This window comes from Kluyvera sp. CHPC 1.251 (assembly GCF_036759945.1).
Classification (GTDB): Bacteria; Pseudomonadota; Gammaproteobacteria; order Enterobacterales; family Enterobacteriaceae; genus Kluyvera; species Kluyvera sichuanensis.
In genome coordinates this window covers 44,819-64,879 of record NZ_JAPKIC010000003.1, presented here as the reverse complement: position 1 = coordinate 64,879, position 20,061 = coordinate 44,819, and the positions used below count along the sequence as shown (strand labels likewise).

The 20,061-nt window shown below is 54.7% G+C and carries 19 protein-coding genes and 1 pseudogene; 7 read left to right on the top strand and 13 right to left on the bottom strand.

The window, feature by feature from the left end; genetic code table 11:
* Positions 1-90 precede the first annotated feature (90 nt).
* The 3 genes and pseudogenes from dinD to ibpA all read right to left on the bottom strand — a co-directional run bounded on the left by dinD (position 91) and on the right by ibpA (position 1,997).
* Positions 91-915, bottom strand: a pseudogene (gene dinD / locus V6940_RS07110) (DNA damage-inducible protein D).
* A gap of 138 nt (positions 916-1,053) precedes the next feature.
* The gene (ibpB, locus tag V6940_RS07105) at positions 1,054-1,482 is read right to left on the bottom strand and encodes a small heat shock chaperone IbpB (RefSeq protein WP_185668145.1); all 429 of its coding nucleotides are present in this window, start codon (positions 1,480-1,482) and stop codon (positions 1,054-1,056) included.
* A gap of 101 nt (positions 1,483-1,583) precedes the next feature.
* Positions 1,584-1,997 carry a small heat shock chaperone IbpA gene (gene ibpA / locus V6940_RS07100; protein WP_035896433.1) on the bottom strand — a complete coding sequence of 138 codons (414 nt, stop codon included), beginning with the start codon at positions 1,995-1,997 and terminating at the stop codon, positions 1,584-1,586.
* Between the two features lie 311 nt (positions 1,998-2,308).
* Between ibpA and V6940_RS07095 the strand changes: the two genes are divergently transcribed.
* A complete protein-coding gene (locus tag V6940_RS07095) occupies positions 2,309-2,638 on the top strand; it encodes a YceK/YidQ family lipoprotein (RefSeq protein WP_333495358.1) in 330 nt (109 codons plus the stop codon).
* Between the two features lies 1 nt (position 2,639).
* Here the strand turns inward: V6940_RS07095 and V6940_RS07090 are convergent, their stop codons facing one another.
* From V6940_RS07090 to dnaA, 10 genes are all read right to left on the bottom strand, one after another.
* Positions 2,640-3,866, bottom strand: a complete 1,227-nt coding sequence (locus V6940_RS07090) for a DUF3748 domain-containing protein (RefSeq protein ID WP_333495357.1) — start codon at positions 3,864-3,866, stop codon at positions 2,640-2,642.
* A 64-nt stretch (positions 3,867-3,930) separates the two neighbouring features.
* A complete protein-coding gene (locus V6940_RS07085) occupies positions 3,931-5,055 on the bottom strand; it encodes a DUF4056 domain-containing protein (protein WP_442910787.1) in 1,125 nt (374 codons plus the stop codon).
* A complete protein-coding gene (locus tag V6940_RS07080) occupies positions 5,052-6,182 on the bottom strand; it encodes a BamA/TamA family outer membrane protein (protein WP_442910786.1) in 1,131 nt (376 codons plus the stop codon). Before V6940_RS07080 ends, V6940_RS07085 begins: the two co-directional genes overlap by 4 nt.
* The gene (locus tag V6940_RS07075) at positions 6,179-7,222 is read right to left on the bottom strand and encodes a hypothetical protein (protein ID WP_442910785.1); all 1,044 of its coding nucleotides are present in this window, start codon (positions 7,220-7,222) and stop codon (positions 6,179-6,181) included. Before V6940_RS07075 ends, V6940_RS07080 begins: the two co-directional genes overlap by 4 nt.
* A 173-nt stretch (positions 7,223-7,395) precedes the next feature.
* Positions 7,396-8,208, bottom strand: coding sequence for a sugar-phosphatase (yidA, locus tag V6940_RS07070; protein ID WP_333495355.1), 813 nt, complete (start codon positions 8,206-8,208; stop codon positions 7,396-7,398).
* Positions 8,209-8,329: 121 nt separating this feature from the next.
* Entirely contained in the window at positions 8,330-8,731 is a 402-nt protein-coding gene (locus V6940_RS07065; RefSeq protein ID WP_333495354.1) for a YidB family protein, read from the bottom strand.
* Positions 8,732-8,867: 136 nt separating this feature from the next.
* Positions 8,868-11,282, bottom strand: a complete 2,415-nt coding sequence (gyrB, locus tag V6940_RS07060) for a DNA topoisomerase (ATP-hydrolyzing) subunit B (protein ID WP_333495353.1) — start codon at positions 11,280-11,282, stop codon at positions 8,868-8,870.
* Between the two features lie 28 nt (positions 11,283-11,310).
* Complete coding sequence (gene recF / locus V6940_RS07055; protein ID WP_270502217.1) at positions 11,311-12,384, bottom strand: DNA replication/repair protein RecF; 1,074 nt, start codon at positions 12,382-12,384, stop codon at positions 11,311-11,313.
* A complete protein-coding gene (gene dnaN, locus V6940_RS07050) occupies positions 12,384-13,484 on the bottom strand; it encodes a DNA polymerase III subunit beta (protein WP_035896448.1) in 1,101 nt (366 codons plus the stop codon). Before dnaN ends, recF begins: the two co-directional genes overlap by 1 nt.
* Positions 13,485-13,488: 4 nt before the next feature.
* Positions 13,489-14,886, bottom strand: a complete 1,398-nt coding sequence (gene dnaA / locus V6940_RS07045) for a chromosomal replication initiator protein DnaA (protein ID WP_185668152.1) — start codon at positions 14,884-14,886, stop codon at positions 13,489-13,491.
* Between the two features lie 776 nt (positions 14,887-15,662).
* Here dnaA and rpmH point away from each other — a divergent pair.
* The 6 genes from rpmH (at position 15,663) to V6940_RS07015 (ending at position 20,020) form a co-directional block, all read left to right on the top strand.
* Positions 15,663-15,803, top strand: a complete 141-nt coding sequence (gene rpmH / locus V6940_RS07040; protein WP_003849659.1) for a 50S ribosomal protein L34 — start codon at positions 15,663-15,665, stop codon at positions 15,801-15,803.
* Positions 15,804-15,820: 17 nt separating this feature from the next.
* Positions 15,821-16,180, top strand: coding sequence for a ribonuclease P protein component (gene rnpA, locus V6940_RS07035; protein ID WP_034881900.1), 360 nt, complete (start codon positions 15,821-15,823; stop codon positions 16,178-16,180).
* Positions 16,144-16,401 carry a membrane protein insertion efficiency factor YidD gene (gene yidD, locus V6940_RS07030; RefSeq protein ID WP_333495352.1) on the top strand — a complete coding sequence of 86 codons (258 nt, stop codon included), beginning with the start codon at positions 16,144-16,146 and terminating at the stop codon, positions 16,399-16,401. Before rnpA ends, yidD begins: the two co-directional genes overlap by 37 nt.
* Before the next feature lie 2 nt (positions 16,402-16,403).
* Positions 16,404-18,050, top strand: a complete 1,647-nt coding sequence (gene yidC / locus V6940_RS07025; RefSeq protein ID WP_333495351.1) for a membrane protein insertase YidC — start codon at positions 16,404-16,406, stop codon at positions 18,048-18,050.
* Positions 18,051-18,126: 76 nt separating this feature from the next.
* Positions 18,127-19,491 carry a tRNA uridine-5-carboxymethylaminomethyl(34) synthesis GTPase MnmE gene (gene mnmE / locus V6940_RS07020; RefSeq protein ID WP_185668154.1) on the top strand — a complete coding sequence of 455 codons (1,365 nt, stop codon included), beginning with the start codon at positions 18,127-18,129 and terminating at the stop codon, positions 19,489-19,491.
* Positions 19,492-19,612: 121 nt separating this feature from the next.
* Positions 19,613-20,020, top strand: coding sequence for a GNAT family N-acetyltransferase (locus tag V6940_RS07015; protein ID WP_333495350.1), 408 nt, complete (start codon positions 19,613-19,615; stop codon positions 20,018-20,020).
* Positions 20,021-20,061: the final 41 nt, after the last annotated feature.

The following is a 20,061-nucleotide window of genomic DNA, read 5'->3' as shown; positions in this document are numbered from 1 at the left end:
TGTATAACATTATTAACAGTATGGATTATGTCTGAGTTGAAGGGAGCTTGTATGTAGTGCGGCGCACATTAATCGGTTGAGGAAATATCACTATTCAGGTGCGTCTTTACTCTTAGCCGCAATTTCTAACTGCTGAATACTTTTATCAGGGGAAGGGAGTGACTCTGGCATCGTACCGCCAAGGTCCTTGATGGTCTGACGCACCTTTTGACCCACTTCGTAATGCGTCTGATTGGCGATTTGCTTTGTGTTGACGTCGTCACGGCGCAGCTTTTCTTCGGTTTGCGTGGCGCGAAATAAATTGGCCGCAAGTTCGGTTGAGCCCATATGGTCGAGGATTTTCTGGCTTTTTCTCAGCCCCTTGCGTTCATGAATCGCCTTTTGATCAAGGCCGCCGTAGAGCCCTTTGTAACCATGGTTCTGGAACACAGCGAAATCCAGTGCCGTCTCAACACCCGCCTGATGAGCGGTTTCGACCAGATGTTTGTTATGTTCTTTAAGTTCATTGCGTAGAAAAAGGCGTTTCTCATCTTCCCGTAGGGATTTAAAGGCTTTGTCGTCTTCCAGCTCCTGGCGGCGGGTTTGTAATGCAAAGTAGGTCTGCCCTGCTGCAATCACGGGTTTAGAGGGATCGCCGTTTTGTACAACCAGATAGCAGGCGTAGCGGGAAAGCATGATATCTTCAAGCTGTCGATTAGCACCAGACCCCACTTCAACCATTTTGTTGGACTCAACAAAATGGTCAGATACCTGCTGACCACTGGCCTCGCATGCAATGGCTGCTTTTGAGATAACCTTTTGAAAATTAAGCCACTATTTATAAGCGAGTAAGGGTCCTAGATCGCGAGCAGACCAATACTCCCTACCTTCCTGATCGACGTTTTTAATCACTTCAAACGACTGTTGTTCGTTCATAACATTTCCCTTGTTTTATTACGTCAATTTTCATTGATTATTTTTTAAACTGAAACACCCGTTGCAGCAAGGGGGCAAAACATGCTCTTACTCGCAAAAAAAAAGCCCCGATTTCTCGGGGCTAATTGGGCAATTCTATTAACTATTCAACGCAGGCCGCTCGCTAATAGCGATGCGCTGTGGCGCGATAGCTTCCGGCTCGTTGCGGGTAAGGTCGATATGCAGCAGGCCGTTGGTAAAGGTCGCACCAGCGACTTCCATATTTTCTGCCAGGGTGAAGCTCAGGCTAAAGGCCTGGGTAACCAGCCCCTGATGCAGCCATTTGGTCTCTTTTTCCTGCGGCTCTGGCGTGCCTTTTACGGTCAGGCGCGTGCCTTCGAGCTGAATATCCAGATCTTCCTGACGGAACCCGGCTAACGCTAAGGTAATGCGATAGTGGTTATCGTCGCTTTTTTCGATGTTGTACGGTGGGAAGGTCTGGCCTTCGCTGGTGCTTTGCAGCGCGTTCGCCAGTTTGTCAAAACCGATCCATTGACGCAGCAGTGGGGATAAATCGTAGTTACGCATTGTATTTCTCCTTCTAAGAAGCGAAAAAGTACCTTCCGGCTCCCTGACGGCAAGCCGATTGATGGTTTAGCTTACGGGGCCGCACGGGCGGCCCGGCAAAATTAATTAATTTCGATGCGGCGCGGTTTGTCCGCGTCGGGAATAACACGTTCCAGTTCGATATAGAGCAGGCCATTCACCAGGTTCGCGCCACGCACGTGGATGTGCTCCGCAAGCTGGAATTTGCGCTCAAAGTTACGCTCGGCGATGCCTTGATAGAGATAGGTACGTTCTTTTTGCTCTGCGGCATGTGCGCCTTTTACCACCAGCATGTTGTCCTGCGCGGTGATTTCCAGCTCGCTTTCCGCAAAACCGGCCACGGCAATCGCGATGCGATAGTGGTTTTCATCAACCAGTTCAACGTTGTACGGAGGGTAACCGCCGTTGCTTTGCGTTTGATTGTTTTCTAACAGGTTGAACAGACGATCAAAACCAATGGCTGAACGGTATAACGGGGATAAGTCGAAGTTACGCATAGTTAAATAGCTCCTGAAAATCAGCGAGAAATTAATCACCTTCCATCATGGACAGGTTGTTGAAGCCTAAACACCCCGAAGGCGTGTTCCTCTTGGCTACACCTATAAAATGTGGCGAAAAGAACCATTTTCAAGTCCTCATGTCTTACTTTTTTTGCACTTTCTCCAGGAGCGCTTAGACTGGGGTATGGCACAAAAGGTCAAAGTGCGACAGCCGCCACAGAGCGGCAAGCTGGTACTTCCTATTTTGGCAATGGGTCGATATAACCCGATGAAGGGCTGCTATATGCCCGTGACTAGAAGAACTCACTATGAAAAATGTTCTGATTAAAGCCGCGCTGGTTGGGGGGATCTTCTTATCAGGAGGGTGTTCCAGCGTCATGTCACATACCGGCGGCAAAGAGGGGACCTATCCTGGTACCCGGGCGAGCGCCGCAATGCTAGGCGATGACGATAGCAACTGGGCCACTAAATCATTGGTCGTGCTTGATATGCCGTTTACGGCTGTCATGGACACGGTGCTGCTGCCGTGGGACTTCTTCCGTAAGGACAACTCCGTACGCTCCCGCGTGGAAAAAAGCGAACGGGAGACGCTGGCGACCAATTCGGTTATTCCGCCAGCCCCGATGCCCGCTCCTTGATTCAGCGACGGGTTTCGGTCATCCATAGCTGGCGGAAGCCAGCCACTTCTTCCATCCAGGCAATATACTGACCGTCAGGCGAGAAAACCACCGCATCCGCCGAAGGTGGATTAGCGTGATCTGCCGTTAAAAAGGTCACCGCGCCAGACGCGGCATCGCACATTGCAATACGCCCCTCCAGCACAAACCCCAGCCCGTTTCCTGACGGATGCCAGTTGAACGCCGATTGGATATCCGACGCATTGCGCGTCAACTGGCGCGGTTCGCCGCCTTCTGGCGAAATAAGCCATAGCTGCACTACGCCGCGATCATCGCGCATCAGAAATGCAATCTGCGTCCCCTGCCGGTTACTCCGCACCCAGTGGCGCGGCGCGTTCACCAGCCCAGGATAAGCACGTTGATGGGTAAAGGTCAGCCGCTGCTGGCGAACGCCTTCAGGCGGTGCAGGCAGCGTTGTTGGCGTTCCGGATAGCGGCGCACTCCCCGCCTGTTTCCAACCCGCCTCGTCGTGCGGCAGCGCGACCAGAAACAGCTCCGGCACTTTTTCACCGGTAAGTGAAACGGTATCGCCGATAAAGGCCAGTGCGGAAGAGCCAACCCACCCTTCTTCGTAGGCCCGGTTGATCTCATCGCTGCCGGGCTGCGGTTGCGCCGTCGTCTGGCTCACCAGCACGCACCAGTGGCTGCCTGCATATTCACGCGGATGCTGGCCATTCGGTGTGACCGGGCCATAGGGTGCCGCCACGCCCACATTGCGCTGATCCAACGTCGGGTTGTACTCGTGCATCACGTGATCGTTGTAGGTAAAACTGACGTACTGTCCGCACGGGCTGTAGACGTGAACGTGGCTGCCGCCGCGAAGCGCACCAGGAGTATAGGGAGAGGTGATATCCATCGCATCCAGGTTTTGGGTTTTCCCCAGCGAGGTGACCACGCCGCGACGATGATGAAAATCGTACTGCCACTGGGCATTCGGATTTTCCGGGCCGTGGATAAACACGTATCGTTCTTCAGACGGGTGCACCGTGACCACGCCGACGTGAGCGCCTTCACTCGCACGATAAATCACCTCAATATCACCGCTATGTACGTTCACGCGTTCAATGGTTTCACCGGTAAACGAGGCGCCAGACGGGCGAACGTCGAAGACCAGCCACTGACTGTCCGGCGTCCAGGTTCGGGTATTGGTAAGCTGATGATGGCGCGGCGCAAAGGTGATTTGTTTCATGACGGAGTCCCGGTAGAAAGATACCGCCTCTTTTTACCACGTGGGGGCGCTAACCCATAAGCCTTTAGCGACGGGGCTGAACATCCGCCTGCTGCGCGCTGGCCGCCAGGGCAGAAAAATCCTCCGCAGTGTAATAACGCGCTGGCGGCGGAAGCTGCTTCATAGGCGCACCCGGCCATAGCTGCAGTTGCCCAAGGTCGGCCAGGTTGACGCCCTGCCAACGATGCGGCAGCGTGAGACGCTGCGGCGCGCTCTGCTCACCCGGTACACGCGTTGGCAGACGATTGTCGCCCATCTGGAAGTTACGATGCAGCACCAGATATTTCTCCGGCACGCGGCGCTGGCTGTTCCACCAGCGGCCGTCCAGCATATCGAAATGGAAGCGAGTCACCGCGGGGGGCTGGGCACCCAGATGCATTAGCGCCTGGCTGAGCGCCGTACCCATCGCCGCATTGTAAACGTCCAGGGAAACGGTCTGTCCATCAAGGATCAACGAAACGGCTAAGCGCGCACCTAGCAGGTTTGAGTAGAGATCTTCCGGCGAAAAGGCGGAAACCCCCTCCGAAAAACCGGGAATCGACTCAAAACCGTACCATTGGGCAATTTCGTGCCACTCCGCAACCTGATACGCCAGATGCGCGGCAAGCCAGGCGGCGAGCGTGTAACGTTCAGCGGGATCGGTGGGGGGAGTAAACGCCGTAAAGGCCAGACGACGCTGCGCCAGCTCGCTCTCCAGATCGAGCGTGAACGCCTGCCCAAGCCGCGGCAGCAGTTGGCTAAAGATATAGACCGTCATATCCGCCGTATCGCGGACGTGGGCGGTATCAATGAAACCACCGCGAGCGGTGTAGAGAATGCCGTTATTCTCACCGCTCAAGCCAGTCAGATTCGCGAGCCCAGCCAACATCTTATCGTTGTACTGATGTTGTCCCAGATGACGGGCATTGGCCACGTTATCCAGTTGGTAGAACGGTACCGGCATACCCAGCAGCTCTGCGTGCAGGTTGTAGCCAAAGGCGCAACACGGACGGAGCCCTTTTGGCAGCGGCTGCGGCGGCATGGTGGGCCAGGCGCTGCTGGCCTGCGAGGTCGCCTGAGTCGCTAAATCCAGCGCTACCGGCAGCGTGGCGTAGACCTGCGTCACGGCGCACAGCGCCAGCAGCGATATTGTTTTCACCCACGCCTTCAAAATGCTTCTCCTACCTGAAAGTAAAAACCGCTGCTGCCTTTGCCAATACCGTAATCCAGCCGGACGTTCACGCGCGGCTTGAACTCAAAACGATAGCCAACGCCCGCCGAGGGCAGCCAGCGTCCATCGCCCAGCGAATGGAACGATGGCCCCATGGTGCCCGCCCCCAGCCAACCAACGACGCCGTGCCGCCAGTCGAGCTTGCGGCGGTACTCCAGTTGACCGCTGACGACGTTTTTATCCCGGTAGCGGCCTTCGTAGTAGCCGCGCATCCGCTGATTGCTGCCGAGCAGCGGCATCATCGTCCAGGGAACATCGCCCTGGGTAAAAGCGCCATCCATCTCCCACGCCAGCACGTTGTTGTCATCCAGCGAGTGATAGCGGCTGTAGTGAAGCTGGTATTCATCGAAGCGGGTATCGCTGCCGACATCCGGGGTAAAGCGGGTGTAGCGGAGATCGGCGTACAGCCCTTTGCGCGGATTGGGGACGAAATCGCGGTCATCCCAGCTGAGATCAACGCTACTGCCGGAGCTCAATACCGACGCGCCCTGCGCGGTATCGTTAATTTTCGGCGGATCGTTATCATCGATTTGCGTCGCATGCTGGGCATTCAGCGACCAGCCGATACCCAAATAAACGTTCGGCGCCAGCCGGCGGTACAGCGTCGGGCGCAGGTCGAGATCCTGGGCAGTGTACTGCTCTTTCTTACTGTCTTTATCACCCGCGCTGAAGCCCTGCCCCCAGTAGTAGGTCGGGGTGTCCGTCAGAGAACCATCCAGAAAGAAACGCCAGCGATCGTCGGCGAAAAAGGCGTAATTCTGCATCGTAACGCCAAATGCGCCGGTCGAGCTAAAGTAGCCGCTTAGCGTCAGCGTTGAGTTCTGGCTGACCGTATCATCAGGGTCGGGGCGGTACATACCCACCACCGCCGTGCCCACGCCGAGACCTAGCTCCGGGGTGTAAAATGGCCCCGGCATCACGCCCCAATCAATGCCTTTGCTGGCATCAAAGTTATCGCTCGCCCCAAGCGTTTTCAGCCAGCCATCAACCTGGTCGCGAGTCGGCAGCGCCGACTGAACTTGACCGGCAAACAGACAAAAAGGCAGGAGCAGCGCGAGGCGTGTCAAAAGCGATACTCTCCCGCCACAAAGAAGCTGTTGCGGTCGGCAAAACCAATCTCAGTGGTGACGTTGAAGTTGCGGGTAAGCTCATATTGCGCCCCTACCAGCACGTTCCACGGTGATGACAGATGCTGTTTTACATCGAAGCGACCTTTGCCATCACGGTTCGCAGCATTCACCATTTCCTGAAGCGCCGCAGATGGCATGGTGAGATCGCTCAGGCTGCCTTTAAACTCCTGCTGCACGTCCTGATACATGGTGCCCACCCACAGGTTCAACTTACCGGAAGGCAGATGCAGGGTATCGATGCCCGGCGTGTTAAAACGGTAGCCGATACGCGGAGAAATAGTGAACGCGTCGATGCTGCCATCCAGAATATCGAACTGCGTCTGGGTGTAGTTGGCATCGAAGGCGGTAAACCAGTTGCCAACGCCGCCGACCAGCGTGGTGCCGATGCCGTAGGTGGTGCCTTTAAAGTCGAGCTGGAAGGCTAGGTTCTGCAGCTGATTTTTATACTTTGGCAACAGTGGGATTGAGTGTCCATGTGGTCCAAGCACATCAACACCAATCTGCGAAACGGAATGCCCGTCGGTATACCCCACCAGGCCATACACGTTCATAAACGGCAGCAGCCAGGCATCCAGCTTCAGGGTTTCGGTTTTGCTTCTTTCACGCGTATTGCCAACATTGATTTTAAAGGCGTTATCGAGTGAGATCGGCCCTTTCGGACCTGGTAAAGACAGACCATTAAAATTAATACTATCTACATCAATATTCTGCCGGATATTCATGTAGTTAATATTCACGCCAAACGGCAATGGCAGTTCATAGCCGCGTTTACGCGCCTCATCACCTAAGAAGGGTAAAACGGAGTGGCGTTCTTCCGGCGCAGCGGCCGCAGGTTTCACGGCCAAAGGGGTGGCCTGGCTATCATCCTGATAGCCATAAAGCGGTGTCAGCGTCGAGTCAGAATCCGTCGCAGCCCAGGTCTGAAAAACCGTACAGGATGACATCATCAGCATCAGACGGATGCGTTTGTTGATCATAAATGAAGCGTATGTGCAGGCAGGTTTGCCGGGAGATAAAAGAGGGGGAGGAGAGTAAAGAAATTACGTACTTATTGGGGGGACTTCCGTGCGATTTCACACCTGATAATACAATTACAAGTTTGCAAACAATCTTAAGGTTAGTGCCCGGACGACGCCGGGCAACAGGAAAATCAGGACAGGACGTATTTTTCAATCGCCCAGGCAACGCCGTCTTCCAGGTTTGATTTAGTGACGAAGTTCGCCACCTCTTTCACCGCCGGAATCGCGTTATCCATCGCCACGCCAACGCCCGCGTATTCAATCATCGCGATGTCGTTTTCCTGGTCACCGATAGCCATCACCTCTTCCGCCTTGATGCCCAGCACATCGGCCAGCGACTTCACGCCGGTACCTTTGTTCACGCGCTTATCGAGGATCTCGAGGAAGTACGGCGAGCTTTTCAGCACGGTGTATTTCTCTTTCACTTCCGGCGGGATACGGGCAATCGCTTTATCCAGAATAGCGGGTTCATCGATCATCATCACCTTGAGGAATTCGGTTGCCGGGTCCATTTTTTCGGCTTCGCAGAAGACCAACGGGATGGTGGCGATAAAGGATTCGTGCACGGTGTAGTAACTGATATCGCGGTTCGCGGTGTACAGCGTGTTGCGGTCCAGCGCGTGGAAGTGAGAGCCGACTTTACGCGACAGTTCTTCCAGGAAGCGGTAGTCATCGTAGTTCAGCGCGGTCTGCGCCACGGTGCTGCCATCACCCGCTTTCTGCACCAGCGCGCCGTTATAGGTAATACAGTAATCTCCCGGCTCGTTCATCCCCAGCTCTTTCAGGTAGCTGTGCACACCGGCGTACGGACGCCCGGTGGTCAGGACCACGTTAACCCCTTTTGCACGTGCTGCAGCCAGCGCGTTTTTTACCGCAGGAGAAATAGTGTGGTCCGGCAACAGCAATGTTCCGTCCATGTCGATTGCAATAAGTTTAATAGCCATGAGATCCCCAGGTTAGATGAGTCTGTTCTCATGCTAACTCGGTTTAGCTCAAAAAACAGTAGCCAACAGCGCTTAAAACGGGGATACAACGCCAGAAGCGTGCTCCCCTTTTGCCGCGTCGTTAACCGAAAAGCTTGCCGCCTTTTAGCAGATCCATCCCTACTGACAGCAAATCGTTATGTGCCTGCGGGTCCACTTCGCCTTTTGGCGACAGCGCATCGACGATTTTCGGCAGATATTCCGCCAGCATCGTTGAGGCAGAGCTAGCATCGGTGCCCAGCTTTTCCCCCAGATCCGACACGGCGGGCGCGCCGAGCGCCGAGACCACTTGGTCACTGCTAATCGATTGATTACTTTGTTGATTACTTATCCAGGATGAAACGATGTCACCGAGTCCGCCGCTTTGCAGCTTCTCCAGCAGCGCCTGAATACCGCCCTGCTCGTTTACCCAGCTCAGGATAGCCTGATATTTACCCGCATCGCCGCTGAGCAGCGAGCCTACGACATCATCAAAAAGCCCCATATTTCCACCTCAGAATGACGGTTAAGTGAAGACGTAGAGAAGTATAGTCCGTGGGTGGCGGGCATAAAAAAACGCCTGAAAAAATTCAGGCGTTTTTGGCGTTGATTTCCCAGCGTCGGCCGGGCGACAACACGGATTAGATATCGATGTTCGCCGCTTTCAGGGCGTTCTCTTCGATAAAGGCACGACGCGGCTCAACGGCATCACCCATCAGGGTGGTGAACAGCTGGTCAGCGGCAATTGCATCTTTCACGGTCACGCGCAGCATACGGCGGCTGTCTGGGTCCATGGTGGTTTCCCACAGCTGATCCGGGTTCATTTCGCCCAGACCTTTATAACGCTGGATAGCCAGACCACGACGGGACTCTTTCACCAGCCAATCCAGCGCTTGTTCGAAGCTGGAAACTGGCTGACGGCGTTCGCCACGTTCGATGAACGCATCTTCTTCCACCAGGCCACGCAGTTTCTCGCCCAGCGTGAAGATACGACGGTATTCGCCACCGTTAACGAACTCGCTGTCCAGCACGTAGTCGGTATCCACGCCGTGGGTACGGACGCGAATAATCGGCTCGAAGTGCTGTTGTTCAACGTTGTGCTGAATATCAAACTTCCACTGGCTGCCGTGCTGTTCTTTTTCGTTCAGCTCGGTCACCAGCGCGTTCACCCAACGCGTCACTTTCTGTTCGTCGGACAGGTCTGCTTCCACCAGCGTTGGCTGATAGATAAGTTCTTTCAGCAGCGCTTTAGGGAAGCGACGTTCCATACGGTTGATCATCTTCTGGGTCGCGTTGAACTCGGCAACCAGTTTTTCCAGCGGCTCACCCGCTAACGCTGGCGCGCTGGCGTTGGTGTGCAGGGTTGCGCCATCAAGCGCGATGGAGATCTGGTACTGGTCCATCGCTTCATCATCTTTGATGTACTGTTCCTGCTTGCCTTTCTTCACTTTGTACAGCGGTGGCTGTGCAATGTAGACGTGGCCACGTTCAACGATTTCCGGCATCTGACGATAGAAGAAGGTCAACAGCAGCGTACGAATGTGCGAGCCGTCGACGTCCGCATCGGTCATGATGATGATGCTGTGATAACGCAGTTTGTCCGGGTTGTACTCGTCACGACCGATGCCGCAGCCCAGCGCGGTAATCAGCGTGGCCACTTCCTGAGAGGAGAGCATCTTGTCGAAGCGCGCTTTCTCAACGTTGAGGATTTTACCCTTCAGCGGCAGAATCGCCTGGTTCTTACGGTTACGCCCCTGCTTCGCAGAGCCGCCCGCTGAGTCCCCTTCCACGAGGTACAGTTCAGACAGCGCCGGGTCGCGTTCCTGGCAGTCGGCTAGTTTGCCCGGCAGACCTGCTAAGTCGAGCGCGCCTTTACGACGAGTCATTTCACGGGCTTTACGCGCCGCTTCACGCGCACGTGCCGCGTCGATAATTTTGCCGACGACGATTTTCGCGTCAGACGGATTTTCCAGCAGGTATTCGCTCAGCAGTTCGTTCATCTGCTGTTCTACCGCCGTTTTCACCTCGGAGGAGACCAGTTTGTCTTTGGTCTGAGAGGAGAATTTAGGATCCGGAACTTTCACGGAAACCACCGCAATCAGGCCTTCACGGGCATCATCACCGGTGGCGCTGACTTTGGCTTTTTTGCTGTAGCCTTCTTTGTCCATGTAGGCGTTCAGGGTACGGGTCATCGCCGCACGGAAGCCTGCAAGGTGAGTACCGCCATCACGCTGTGGAATGTTGTTGGTGAAGCAGTAGATGTTTTCCTGGAAGCCGTCGTTCCACTGCAGCGCAACTTCGACGCCGATACCGTCTTTTTCGGTGGAGAAATAGAAGATGTTCGGGTGAATTGGCGTTTTGTTCTTGTTGAGATACTCAACGAACGCCTTGATGCCGCCTTCGTAGTGGAAGTGGTCTTCTTTGCCGTCACGCTTATCGCGCAGACGAATAGAGACGCCGGAGTTCAGGAACGACAGCTCGCGCAGACGTTTTGCCAGGATATCGTATTCAAACTCGACGACATTGGTGAAGGTTTCATAGCTCGGCCAGAAACGCACCATGGTACCGGTTTTTTCGGTATCGCCAGTGACGGCCAGCGGTGCCTGCGGCACGCCGTGCGCGTAAATCTGACGGTGAATTTTGTTATCGCGCTGGATAACCAGTTCCAGCTTCTGGGACAGGGCGTTAACCACGGAAACACCCACGCCGTGCAGACCGCCGGAGACTTTATAGGAGTTATCGTCGAACTTACCGCCTGCGTGCAGAACCGTCATGATGACTTCCGCAGCAGAAACGCCCTCTTCCGGGTGAATACCGGTTGGGATACCACGGCCGTCATCCTGTACGGATACGGAGTTATCGCTGTGGATCGTGACAACGATATCTTTGCAGTAACCAGCGAGCGCTTCGTCGATAGCGTTATCCACAACCTCAAATACCATGTGGTGCAGACCGGTGCCGTCATCCGTGTCGCCGATATACATACCCGGGCGCTTACGCACCGCATCCAGCCCTTTCAGGACTTTGATACTGGAGGAGTCATAAGAATTCGACATCAACGTTTCTCGCTCATTTAAACTTGGGTTAATCCGTTATTTTACCCTTTTCCACGTTAAACATCTTCGAATTTTCGTCCGACATGTCCAGAACGTGTTCAGCGCTGATCGCACTGACGAAAACCTGAGACTGTGTAGCTTTTAAACGGCTGGCCAGCAGGCCACGCCGCGCATCATCAAGTTCCGAGGCAAAATCATCTATCAGGTACAGGCAGCGTCTCCCGCTTTCGCGAGTTAAAAACTCGCCCTGTGCCAGGCGTAGCGCGCACATCAGCAGCTTGAGCTGCCCGCGCGATAAGGTGTCTTCCACCGGCGCGCCGTCGGCGCGAATGCGGAAGTCCGCCTTGTGCGGACCGTGTGCCGTGTAGGTCAGCATACGGTCGCGTTCGAAGTTTCTCTCCAGCACTTCGGCATAGTCAGTTTCTTTTTCCCAGCCGCGCTGGAAGGAGAAGGTCAGAGAGAACTCCGGGAGAAATTGTTTGCAGGTATCCGCCATATCTTCGGCGATACCGGCGCTGTATTCCGCGCGCCAGCGGCTGATTTGCTCTGCCAGTGGGATAAGTTCCATATCCCACGGACGAAGCTGCGCGTAGCGGCTCACCTGGCGCAGCGCGGCGTTGCGCTGCTTGAGCAACCGCTTCAGGTTGCTCCAGGCGTTGAAGAATCCGGCTTCGTTGTGGAAGCATCCCCAATCAAGGAACGCTCTTCTATATTTGGGGCCGCCGTTGAGTAAAGTAAACCCCTCGGGCGTAATCAGCTGCATTGGCATCAGCAGCGCCAGTTCGGCCACTTTATGGCCGTCGGTGCCGTCGATGCGCACCTTGCTGTCGCCCTGCTTGTCTTTGGTCAGACCGATAGAGGTTTCACGCTCCGCGCCCTGTAGGCGGCCGTGCAGGACAAATGATTCCTGCTCGTGGCGGATAACGCGGCCAATCTGCAAACTGCGAAACGCCCGGCCATGACCGAGCGTATAGATGGCTTCCAGCACGCTGGTTTTGCCGCTGCCGTTGGCGCCAACCAGGAAGTTAAAGCCAGGAGATAACGCGAGATCCGCGTTTTCGATATTGCGAAAATCGCGGATCAACAGGCGGGTGAGCGACATTACAGTCTCATTGGCATAACAACATAGGCAGCCGACTGTGATGCGGCATCTTCAATCTGTACGCTCGATACGGAATCGGTCAGCAGAATGCGCACGTTCTCGCACTTCAGCGCGTTCAGAACGTCCAGCACGTAGCTGACGTTAAAGCCGATTTCCAACTCGGTGCCCGGGTAGGAGACATCCAGAATTTCTTCTGCTTCTTCCTGCTCCGGGTTGTTGGCGGTGATTTTCAGCTGGTTTTCGCTGACAAACAGGCGCACGCCGCGGAATTTCTCGTTGGAGAGAATCGCCGCGCGGGCAAAAGCCTGCTTGAGGATATCGCAACCAGCTTCCAGATGTTTGTCCGGATTCTTCGGCAATACGCGGCGATAATCCGGGAAACGACCATCAACCAACTTGGAAGTGAAGATAAAGTCACCGACGTGCGCGCGGATGTTGTTGCTGCCGATCTGCACGCGCAGCGGCGTATCGCCACCGTCGAGCATACGCATCAGCTCAATCACCCCTTTACGCGGCACGATCACCGAATGGCTCGGCAGCGATTGCCCGATAGGCATGGAGCAAACCGCCAGACGGTGGCCGTCGGTTGCCACGGTACGCAGCTCTTCACCTTCGGTTTCGAACAACATGCCGTTTAAATAATAACGAACGTCCTGATGCGCCATCGAGAACTGAGTGGCTTCAATCAGGCGCTTCATGGTCGCCTGCGGCAGAGTGAATTCAACCTCGCTCTGCCAGTCGTCCAGGTTCGGGAAGTCGGCAGCAGGCAGCGTAGAGAGCGAGAAGCGGCTACGGCCAGAGCGCACCAGCATACGGTCGCCTTCCAGCTGTACAGCAATCTCAGCACCTTCCGGCAGGCCACGGCAAATATCAAAGAATTTACGTGCCGGAACGGTAGTCGCGCCCGGTTCATGTGCCTGCAGCAGCGCCACGCGCGCTACCATTTCCATTTCCAAATCGGTACCGGTCAGCGACAGCGTGCCGTCCGCGACCTGCAGCAACAGGTTACCCAGAATCGGCAATGTCGGACGCCCGCCTAACGGGCCACTCACCTGTTGTAACGGTTTTAATAAATGTTCACGTTCTACGGTAAATTTCATAGGATCACGACGACAATGTTCTGATTAAATTGGAAAAGTCTTCTTTGATATCGTGGCTTTCTTCACGCAGCTGTTCAATCTTACGGCAGGCGTGCAGCACGGTGGTATGGTCACGGCCACCAAACGCATCGCCAATCTCCGGCAGACTGTGGTTGGTGAGTTCTTTCGCCAACGCCATCGCCATCTGGCGCGGACGCGCTACCGAACGAGAACGTCGTTTGGAGAGCAGATCCGCGACTTTAATTTTGTAGTACTCCGCCACCGTCTTCTGAATATTGTCGATGGTGACCAGCTTTTCCTGCAGCGCTAACAGGTCGCGCAGCGCTTCGCGCACGAAATCGATGGTGATCGCCCGGCCGGTAAAGTTGGCGTTGGCAATAACGCGGTTCAGTGCTCCTTCAAGCTCACGCACGTTAGAGCGTAGACGCTTGGCAATGAAGAACGCCACCTCGCCAGGCAGACGAATATCGTTTTCGTCGGCTTTTTTCATCAGGATAGCGACGCGGGTCTCAAGCTCAGGTGGCTCAATGGCCACCGTCAGACCCCAGCCAAAGCGGGATTTCAGACGATCTTCTACACCGTTGATCTCTTTCGGATAGCGATCCGACGTGAGGATGATCTGCTGATTACCTTCCAGAAGGGCGTTAAAGGTGTGGAAGAACTCTTCCTGAGAGCGCTCTTTGTTGGCGAAGAATTGAATATCATCGATCAGCAGAGCATCCACTGAACGATAGTAGCGTTTAAACTCTTCGATCGCGTTGTTTTGCAGGGCTTTTACCATGTCCTGGACAAAGCGCTCGGAGTGCATATACACCACTTTCGCGTTTGGTTTGCGGGCGATAATACCGTTGCCCACCGCGTGCAACAGGTGCGTTTTACCGAGACCGGTGCCGCCGTAGAGGAACAAGGGGTTATACGCGCCGCCAGGGTTGTCTGCCACCTGACGCGCCGCCGCGCGGGCCAGCTGGTTCGACTTACCTTCAACGAAGTTATCAAAGGTATGTTTAACATTGACGTTAGAGCGATAGGAAGGCTCGGCAGGCGCCGGGACGTTATCCCATCCGGCACGCGGTGCCGGGGCAACGCGCGGGGTATGAACCTGGGCCATCTGGGCCGGGGCGCTGACGTTCGCCGTCTCTCTTAAGGTCTGGGTGACGGGCTTAGTGCCAACCTCAAAGCGCAGCTGCGGGGCATCAGAGCCGCAAAAATCATTCAGCAGACCGTTGATGTTATTGAGGTATTTATCTCTTACCCAATCAAGTACGAAACGATTTGGCGCATACAGTGCCAGCGTGTTATCGCTTAGTTCCGCCTGCAATGGGCGGATCCACATGCTGAATTCTGTGGCTGGTAACTCATCCTGCAATCGGGCAAGACATTGCTGCCAAAGCGAAAGTGACACGGCGGACTCCACTCGAAAAAAGTCGATACACATCATCCTCCAGGCAAACCTGCAGGCTACCTCTGACGATCCTGCCGCCAGTAAAACTGAATACTGTCGGGGACTCATTCAGTTGCTGCATAGATGCAGCCCGAACAATGCTGTGTATAAGATTAAAAATTCGTGATTTTTGGCACACGTCGAAAAGACCCGATGCAAGCGGGTGACGTGCGAACCGCTATCTGCGGTTTTCAACGGCGCCCTTCAGACGCGGTGCTGAAATGACGCGGTTACTTTCCCCTTTTACGATCCACCGATCGCGATCGGGCCGAGGATCATAGCGTAAACTGCGCCAGAGATCTTCTGTTTCTCACAGATTCTTCCCGATTTATCCACAGGGTGGATCCAGAAGCGCTAAGTGTAAACGATCCCGATAAAGAGAAGGCACGATTTCCTTCGCATATTGGAAAAATTAATGACTAGCGACAAATTTCTGCTTAAATGATCTAACAAAGATCCAGGATGATCCTTGCGCTTTAATGGGCAGGCCGTATAATCCCCCACCCGGCATGTTCTGCGCGAATTTTGGTGAAGGACGCTGCTCATTTACCGGGCGAAAAACTGCGGTGATACGTGGTTTTTTACGCGGTAAATAAGGAAAGAGAATTGACTCCGGAGTGTACAATTATTACAATCCGGCCTCTTTAATCACCCATGGCTTCGGTGTCCATCGTTCGATTTTCGTTCGGATATCCAATAAAGCCATTGAATTTATTCAAGTTTAGGTAGAAATCGCCATGAAACGCACTTTTCAACCGTCTGTACTGAAGCGCAACCGTTCTCACGGCTTCCGTGCTCGTATGGCTACTAAAAATGGTCGTCAGGTTCTGGCACGTCGTCGTGCTAAAGGCCGTTCTCGTCTGACCGTTTCTAAGTAATAAAGCTAACCCCTCGAGTGGTTAAGCTAGCATTTCCCAGGGAGTTACGTTTGTTAACTCCCACTCATTTCACATTCGTCTTCCAGCAGCCACAACGGGCTGGCACGCCGCAAATCACCATTCTCGGCCGCCTGAATTCGCTGGGGCATCCCCGTATCGGTCTCACCGTCGCCAAGAAAAACGTCAAACGCGCACATGAACGCAATCGGATTAAACGTCTGACGCGTGAAAGTTTTCGTTTGCGTCAGCATGAACTCCCGCCAATGGATTTCGTGGTGGTGGCAAAGAGAGGGGTTGCCGACCTCGATAACCGTGCTCTCTCGGAAGCGTTGGAAAAATTATGGCGCCGTCATTGTCGCCTGGCTCGCGGGTCCTGATAGGCCTAATCAGGGTCTATCAGCGCCTGATTAGTCCGCTACTCGGGCCGCATTGTCGTTTCACCCCAACCTGTTCTCAATACGGAATTGAGGCATTGCGCAGGTTTGGAGTGATAAAAGGCAGTTGGTTGACAGTGAAACGCGTATTAAAATGCCACCCTTTACACCCTGGTGGTGACGACCCCGTCCCGCCTGGACCATTTGATACCAGAGAACACTAACGATGGATTCGCAACGCAATCTCCTTATCATCGCTTTGTTGTTCGTGTCTTTCATGATCTGGCAAGCCTGGGAGCAGGATAACAATCCTCAAGCCCAGCAGCAGACCACGCAGACTACGACCACAGCAGCGGGTAGCGCCGCAGACCAGGGCGTACCGGCCAGTGGCCAAGGGAAACTGATTACGGTTAAAACTGATGTGCTTGAGCTGACTATCAACACTCGCGGTGGTGATATTGATCAAGCGCTGCTTCCGGCTTACCCGAAAGCGCTGAAATCTGACGAACCGTTCCAGTTACTGGAAACCACCCCACAGTTTGTCTATCAGGCACAGAGCGGCTTAACCGGTCGTGATGGCCCGGATAACCCGGCTAACGGCCCGCGTCCGCTGTATAACGTCGATAAAGATGCGTTTGTGATGGCCGATGGCCAGAACGAAATCGTCATTCCGCTGACCTATACCGATAAAGCAGGCAACGTCTTCACCAAAACCTTCACCCTGAAACGCGGTGATTATGCGGTGAACGTCAGCTATGACGTGAAGAACGCCGGCGAGAAACCGCTGGAAGTCTCTACCTTCGGTCAGCTGAAGCAGACGGCTAACCTGCCGTCTGACCGTAATACGCAGTCTGGCGGCCTGTCTACCATGCACACCTTCCGTGGTGCAGCGTACTCAACGTCTGATTCGAAATACGAAAAATACAAATTCGATACCATCGTTGATAACGAGAACCTGAACACCAACACCAAAAACGGTTGGGTTGCCATGCTGCAGCAGTACTTCACGACTGCATGGGTTCCACAGAACAACGGTACCAATAACTTCTACACCGCTAACCTCGGTAACGGCGTAGTGGCTATCGGCTACAAATCTCAGCCAGTTCTGGTACAGCCAGGTCAGGCAGATAAACTGCAGAGCACCCTGTGGGTCGGCCCAGCAATTCAGGATAAAATGGCTGCCGTTGCGCCGCACCTGGACCTGACCGTTGACTACGGCTGGCTGTGGTTCATCTCTCAGCCGCTGTTCAAACTGCTGAAATGGATCCATAGCTTCCTGGGCAACTGGGGCTTCTCCATCATCGTTATCACCTTTATCGTTCGTGGCATCATGTACCCGCTGACCAAAGCGCAGTACACCTCCATGGCGAAGATGCGTATGCTGCAGCCTAAGATTCAGGCCATGCGTGAGCGTCTGGGCGACGACAAACAGCGTCAAAGCCAGGAAATGATGGCCCTGTATAAAGCGGAAAAAGTTAACCCACTGGGTGGCTGCTTCCCGCTGATTATCCAGATGCCAATCTTCCTTGCGCTGTACTACATGCTGAGCGCCTCGGTTGAACTGCGTCATGCGCCGTTTATCCTGTGGATCCACGACCTGTCTGCGCAAGACCCGTACTACATCCTGCCGATCATCATGGGCGCGACGATGTTCTTCATTCAGAAGATGTCTCCGACGACCGTGACCGACCCGATGCAGCAGAAGATCATGACCTTTATGCCGGTCATCTTCACGGTGTTCTTCTTGTGGTTCCCGTCTGGTCTGGTGGTGTACTACATCGTCAGCAACCTGGTCACCATCATTCAGCAGCAGCTGATTTACCGTGGTCTGGAAAAACGTGGCCTGCATAGCCGCGAGAAGAAAAAATCCTGATTCGGTTGAGCACGAGCTAAAATGGAAGGCGGTCGAATGACCGCCTTTTTTTATTGCGACACAGTAGAGATAAACCATGAGCCAAAACGACACTATCGTCGCCCAGGCCACCCCACCGGGACGCGGTGGTGTGGGCATTCTGCGCATCTCCGGCCTGAAGGCGAGAGATGTCGCGCAGGCGGTGCTGGGCAAGCTGCCTAAACCGCGCTACGCCGATTACCTGCCGTTCAAAGACAGCGACGGCAGCGCGCTGGATCAGGGCATTGCGCTGTGGTTCCCAGGGCCGAACTCGTTCACCGGTGAAGACGTGCTGGAGCTTCAGGGCCACGGTGGCCCGGTGATCCTCGATCTGCTGCTAAAACGAATTCTGACGCTGCCGGGCGTACGCATTGCCAATCCCGGTGAGTTTTCCGAACGCGCATTTTTAAACGATAAGCTCGACCTGGCACAGGCAGAAGCTATTGCTGACCTGATCGATGCCAGCTCCGAGCAAGCAGCACGCTCCGCGCTGAACTCGCTTCAGGGCGCTTTCTCAGCGCGCGTAAACCATCTTGTGGAAGCACTCACTCACCTGCGCATCTACGTTGAAGCGGCTATCGACTTCCCGGACGAGGAGATCGATTTCCTCTCCGACGGTAAAATCGAAGCGCAGCTGAATGCGGTGATGGGCGATCTCGACGCCGTACGCGCCGAAGCGCGTCAGGGTAGCCTGCTGCGCGAAGGGATGAAGGTGGTGATTGCCGGCCGCCCGAACGCCGGGAAATCGAGCCTGTTGAACGCCCTGGCGGGCCGTGAAGCGGCTATCGTTACCGACATCGCAGGCACCACCCGCGACGTGCTGCGCGAGCACATCCATATTGACGGTATGCCGCTGCATATTATCGATACCGCCGGTCTGCGCGACGCCAACGATGAAGTGGAGCGTATCGGCATCGAGCGTGCCTGGCAGGAAATTGAGCAGGCCGATCGCGTGCTGTTTATGGTCGACGGCACGACGACCAACGCCACCGACCCTGCTGACATCTGGCCGGACTTTATCGCCCGTCTGCCGGCAAACCTGCCGATCACCGTCGTGCGTAACAAGGCCGATATCACCGGCGAAACGCTGGGGCTGAGTGAAGTAAATGGCCACTCACTTGTGCGCCTCTCCGCGCGTACCGGTGAAGGCGTCGACGTGCTGCGTAACCATCTCAAACAGAGCATGGGCTTCGAAAACAACATGGAAGGCGGCTTCCTGGCGCGTCGTCGCCACCTGCAAGCGCTTTCCGATGCCGCCGAGCATCTGGAACAGGGTAAAGCCCAACTGCTTGGCGCCTGGGCCGGAGAGCTGCTGGCAGAAGAGCTGCGCCTGGCGCAGCAGAGCCTGAGTGAGATCACCGGGGAATTTACCTCCGACGATCTGCTGGGTAGGATTTTCTCCAGCTTCTGTATTGGTAAGTAAGGCATCAAACTCGAATTAACTCGCTGTTAATTCGGGTTTTCTTTTCTATCTCCCGCTGTAATTGCTCTCTCTAGGCTAAGCTTGTTAAATGTTTCTATTTTCTGATGAACAGGCTACCGCAATGACGACTGAATACACCCTGATTGAATCCGTTCCCTCTGCTGAAGACTTCTGCCACCTACGTAAAATAGCCGGTCTGTCTGCTCGCCCGCTTGCGGCCGCCGAAATCGGCCTACCGCGCAGCTGTTATGGTGTGCATGTTCTTTGGCAAGGTGCACCGGTAGGCATGGGCCGGATCGTCGGTGACGGTGCGCTGAATTTTGAAATTGTCGATATCGCCGTCGACCCTGCGCATCAGGGTAAAGGGCTGGGGCGTAAAATCATGGAAGCGCTTGTGGCCTGGCTAGACGCCCATGCATTTAAAGGCAGCTATGTCTCTCTGGTTGCCGACGTTCCGGAGCTGTACGCTAAATTTGGCTTCGAGTCCGTACGCCCGGAAAGCGAAGGCATGGCGAGAGTCTGGAAGTAAATTTCCTCACAGGAAATCACTGTTGTCCAAATGGCAACTCG

Bases quoted from the DNA above. Each gene is read 5' to 3' on its own strand.
- gyrB (WP_333495353.1), bottom strand. From the start codon at position 11,282: ATGTCGAATTCTTATGACTCCTCCAGTATCAAAGTCCTGAAAGGGCTG.
- ibpA (WP_035896433.1), bottom strand. From the start codon at position 1,997: ATGCGTAACTTCGACTTATCCCCGTTATACCGTTCAGCCATTGGTTTT.
- V6940_RS07095 (WP_333495358.1), top strand. From the start codon at position 2,309: ATGAAAAATGTTCTGATTAAAGCCGCGCTGGTTGGGGGGATCTTCTTA.
- V6940_RS07075 (WP_442910785.1), bottom strand. From the start codon at position 7,222: ATGATCAACAAACGCATCCGTCTGATGCTGATGATGTCATCCTGTACG.
- V6940_RS07015 (WP_333495350.1), top strand. From the start codon at position 19,613: ATGACGACTGAATACACCCTGATTGAATCCGTTCCCTCTGCTGAAGAC.
- mnmE (WP_185668154.1), top strand. From the start codon at position 18,127: ATGAGCCAAAACGACACTATCGTCGCCCAGGCCACCCCACCGGGACGC.
- recF (WP_270502217.1), bottom strand. From the start codon at position 12,384: ATGTCGCTCACCCGCCTGTTGATCCGCGATTTTCGCAATATCGAAAAC.
- yidC (WP_333495351.1), top strand. From the start codon at position 16,404: ATGGATTCGCAACGCAATCTCCTTATCATCGCTTTGTTGTTCGTGTCT.
- yidA (WP_333495355.1), bottom strand. From the start codon at position 8,208: ATGGCTATTAAACTTATTGCAATCGACATGGACGGAACATTGCTGTTG.
- V6940_RS07090 (WP_333495357.1), bottom strand. From the start codon at position 3,866: ATGAAACAAATCACCTTTGCGCCGCGCCATCATCAGCTTACCAATACC.
- rpmH (WP_003849659.1), top strand. From the start codon at position 15,663: ATGAAACGCACTTTTCAACCGTCTGTACTGAAGCGCAACCGTTCTCAC.
- dnaN (WP_035896448.1), bottom strand. From the start codon at position 13,484: ATGAAATTTACCGTAGAACGTGAACATTTATTAAAACCGTTACAACAG.
- V6940_RS07065 (WP_333495354.1), bottom strand. From the start codon at position 8,731: ATGGGGCTTTTTGATGATGTCGTAGGCTCGCTGCTCAGCGGCGATGCG.
- ibpB (WP_185668145.1), bottom strand. From the start codon at position 1,482: ATGCGTAACTACGATTTATCCCCACTGCTGCGTCAATGGATCGGTTTT.
- yidD (WP_333495352.1), top strand. From the start codon at position 16,144: ATGGCGCCGTCATTGTCGCCTGGCTCGCGGGTCCTGATAGGCCTAATC.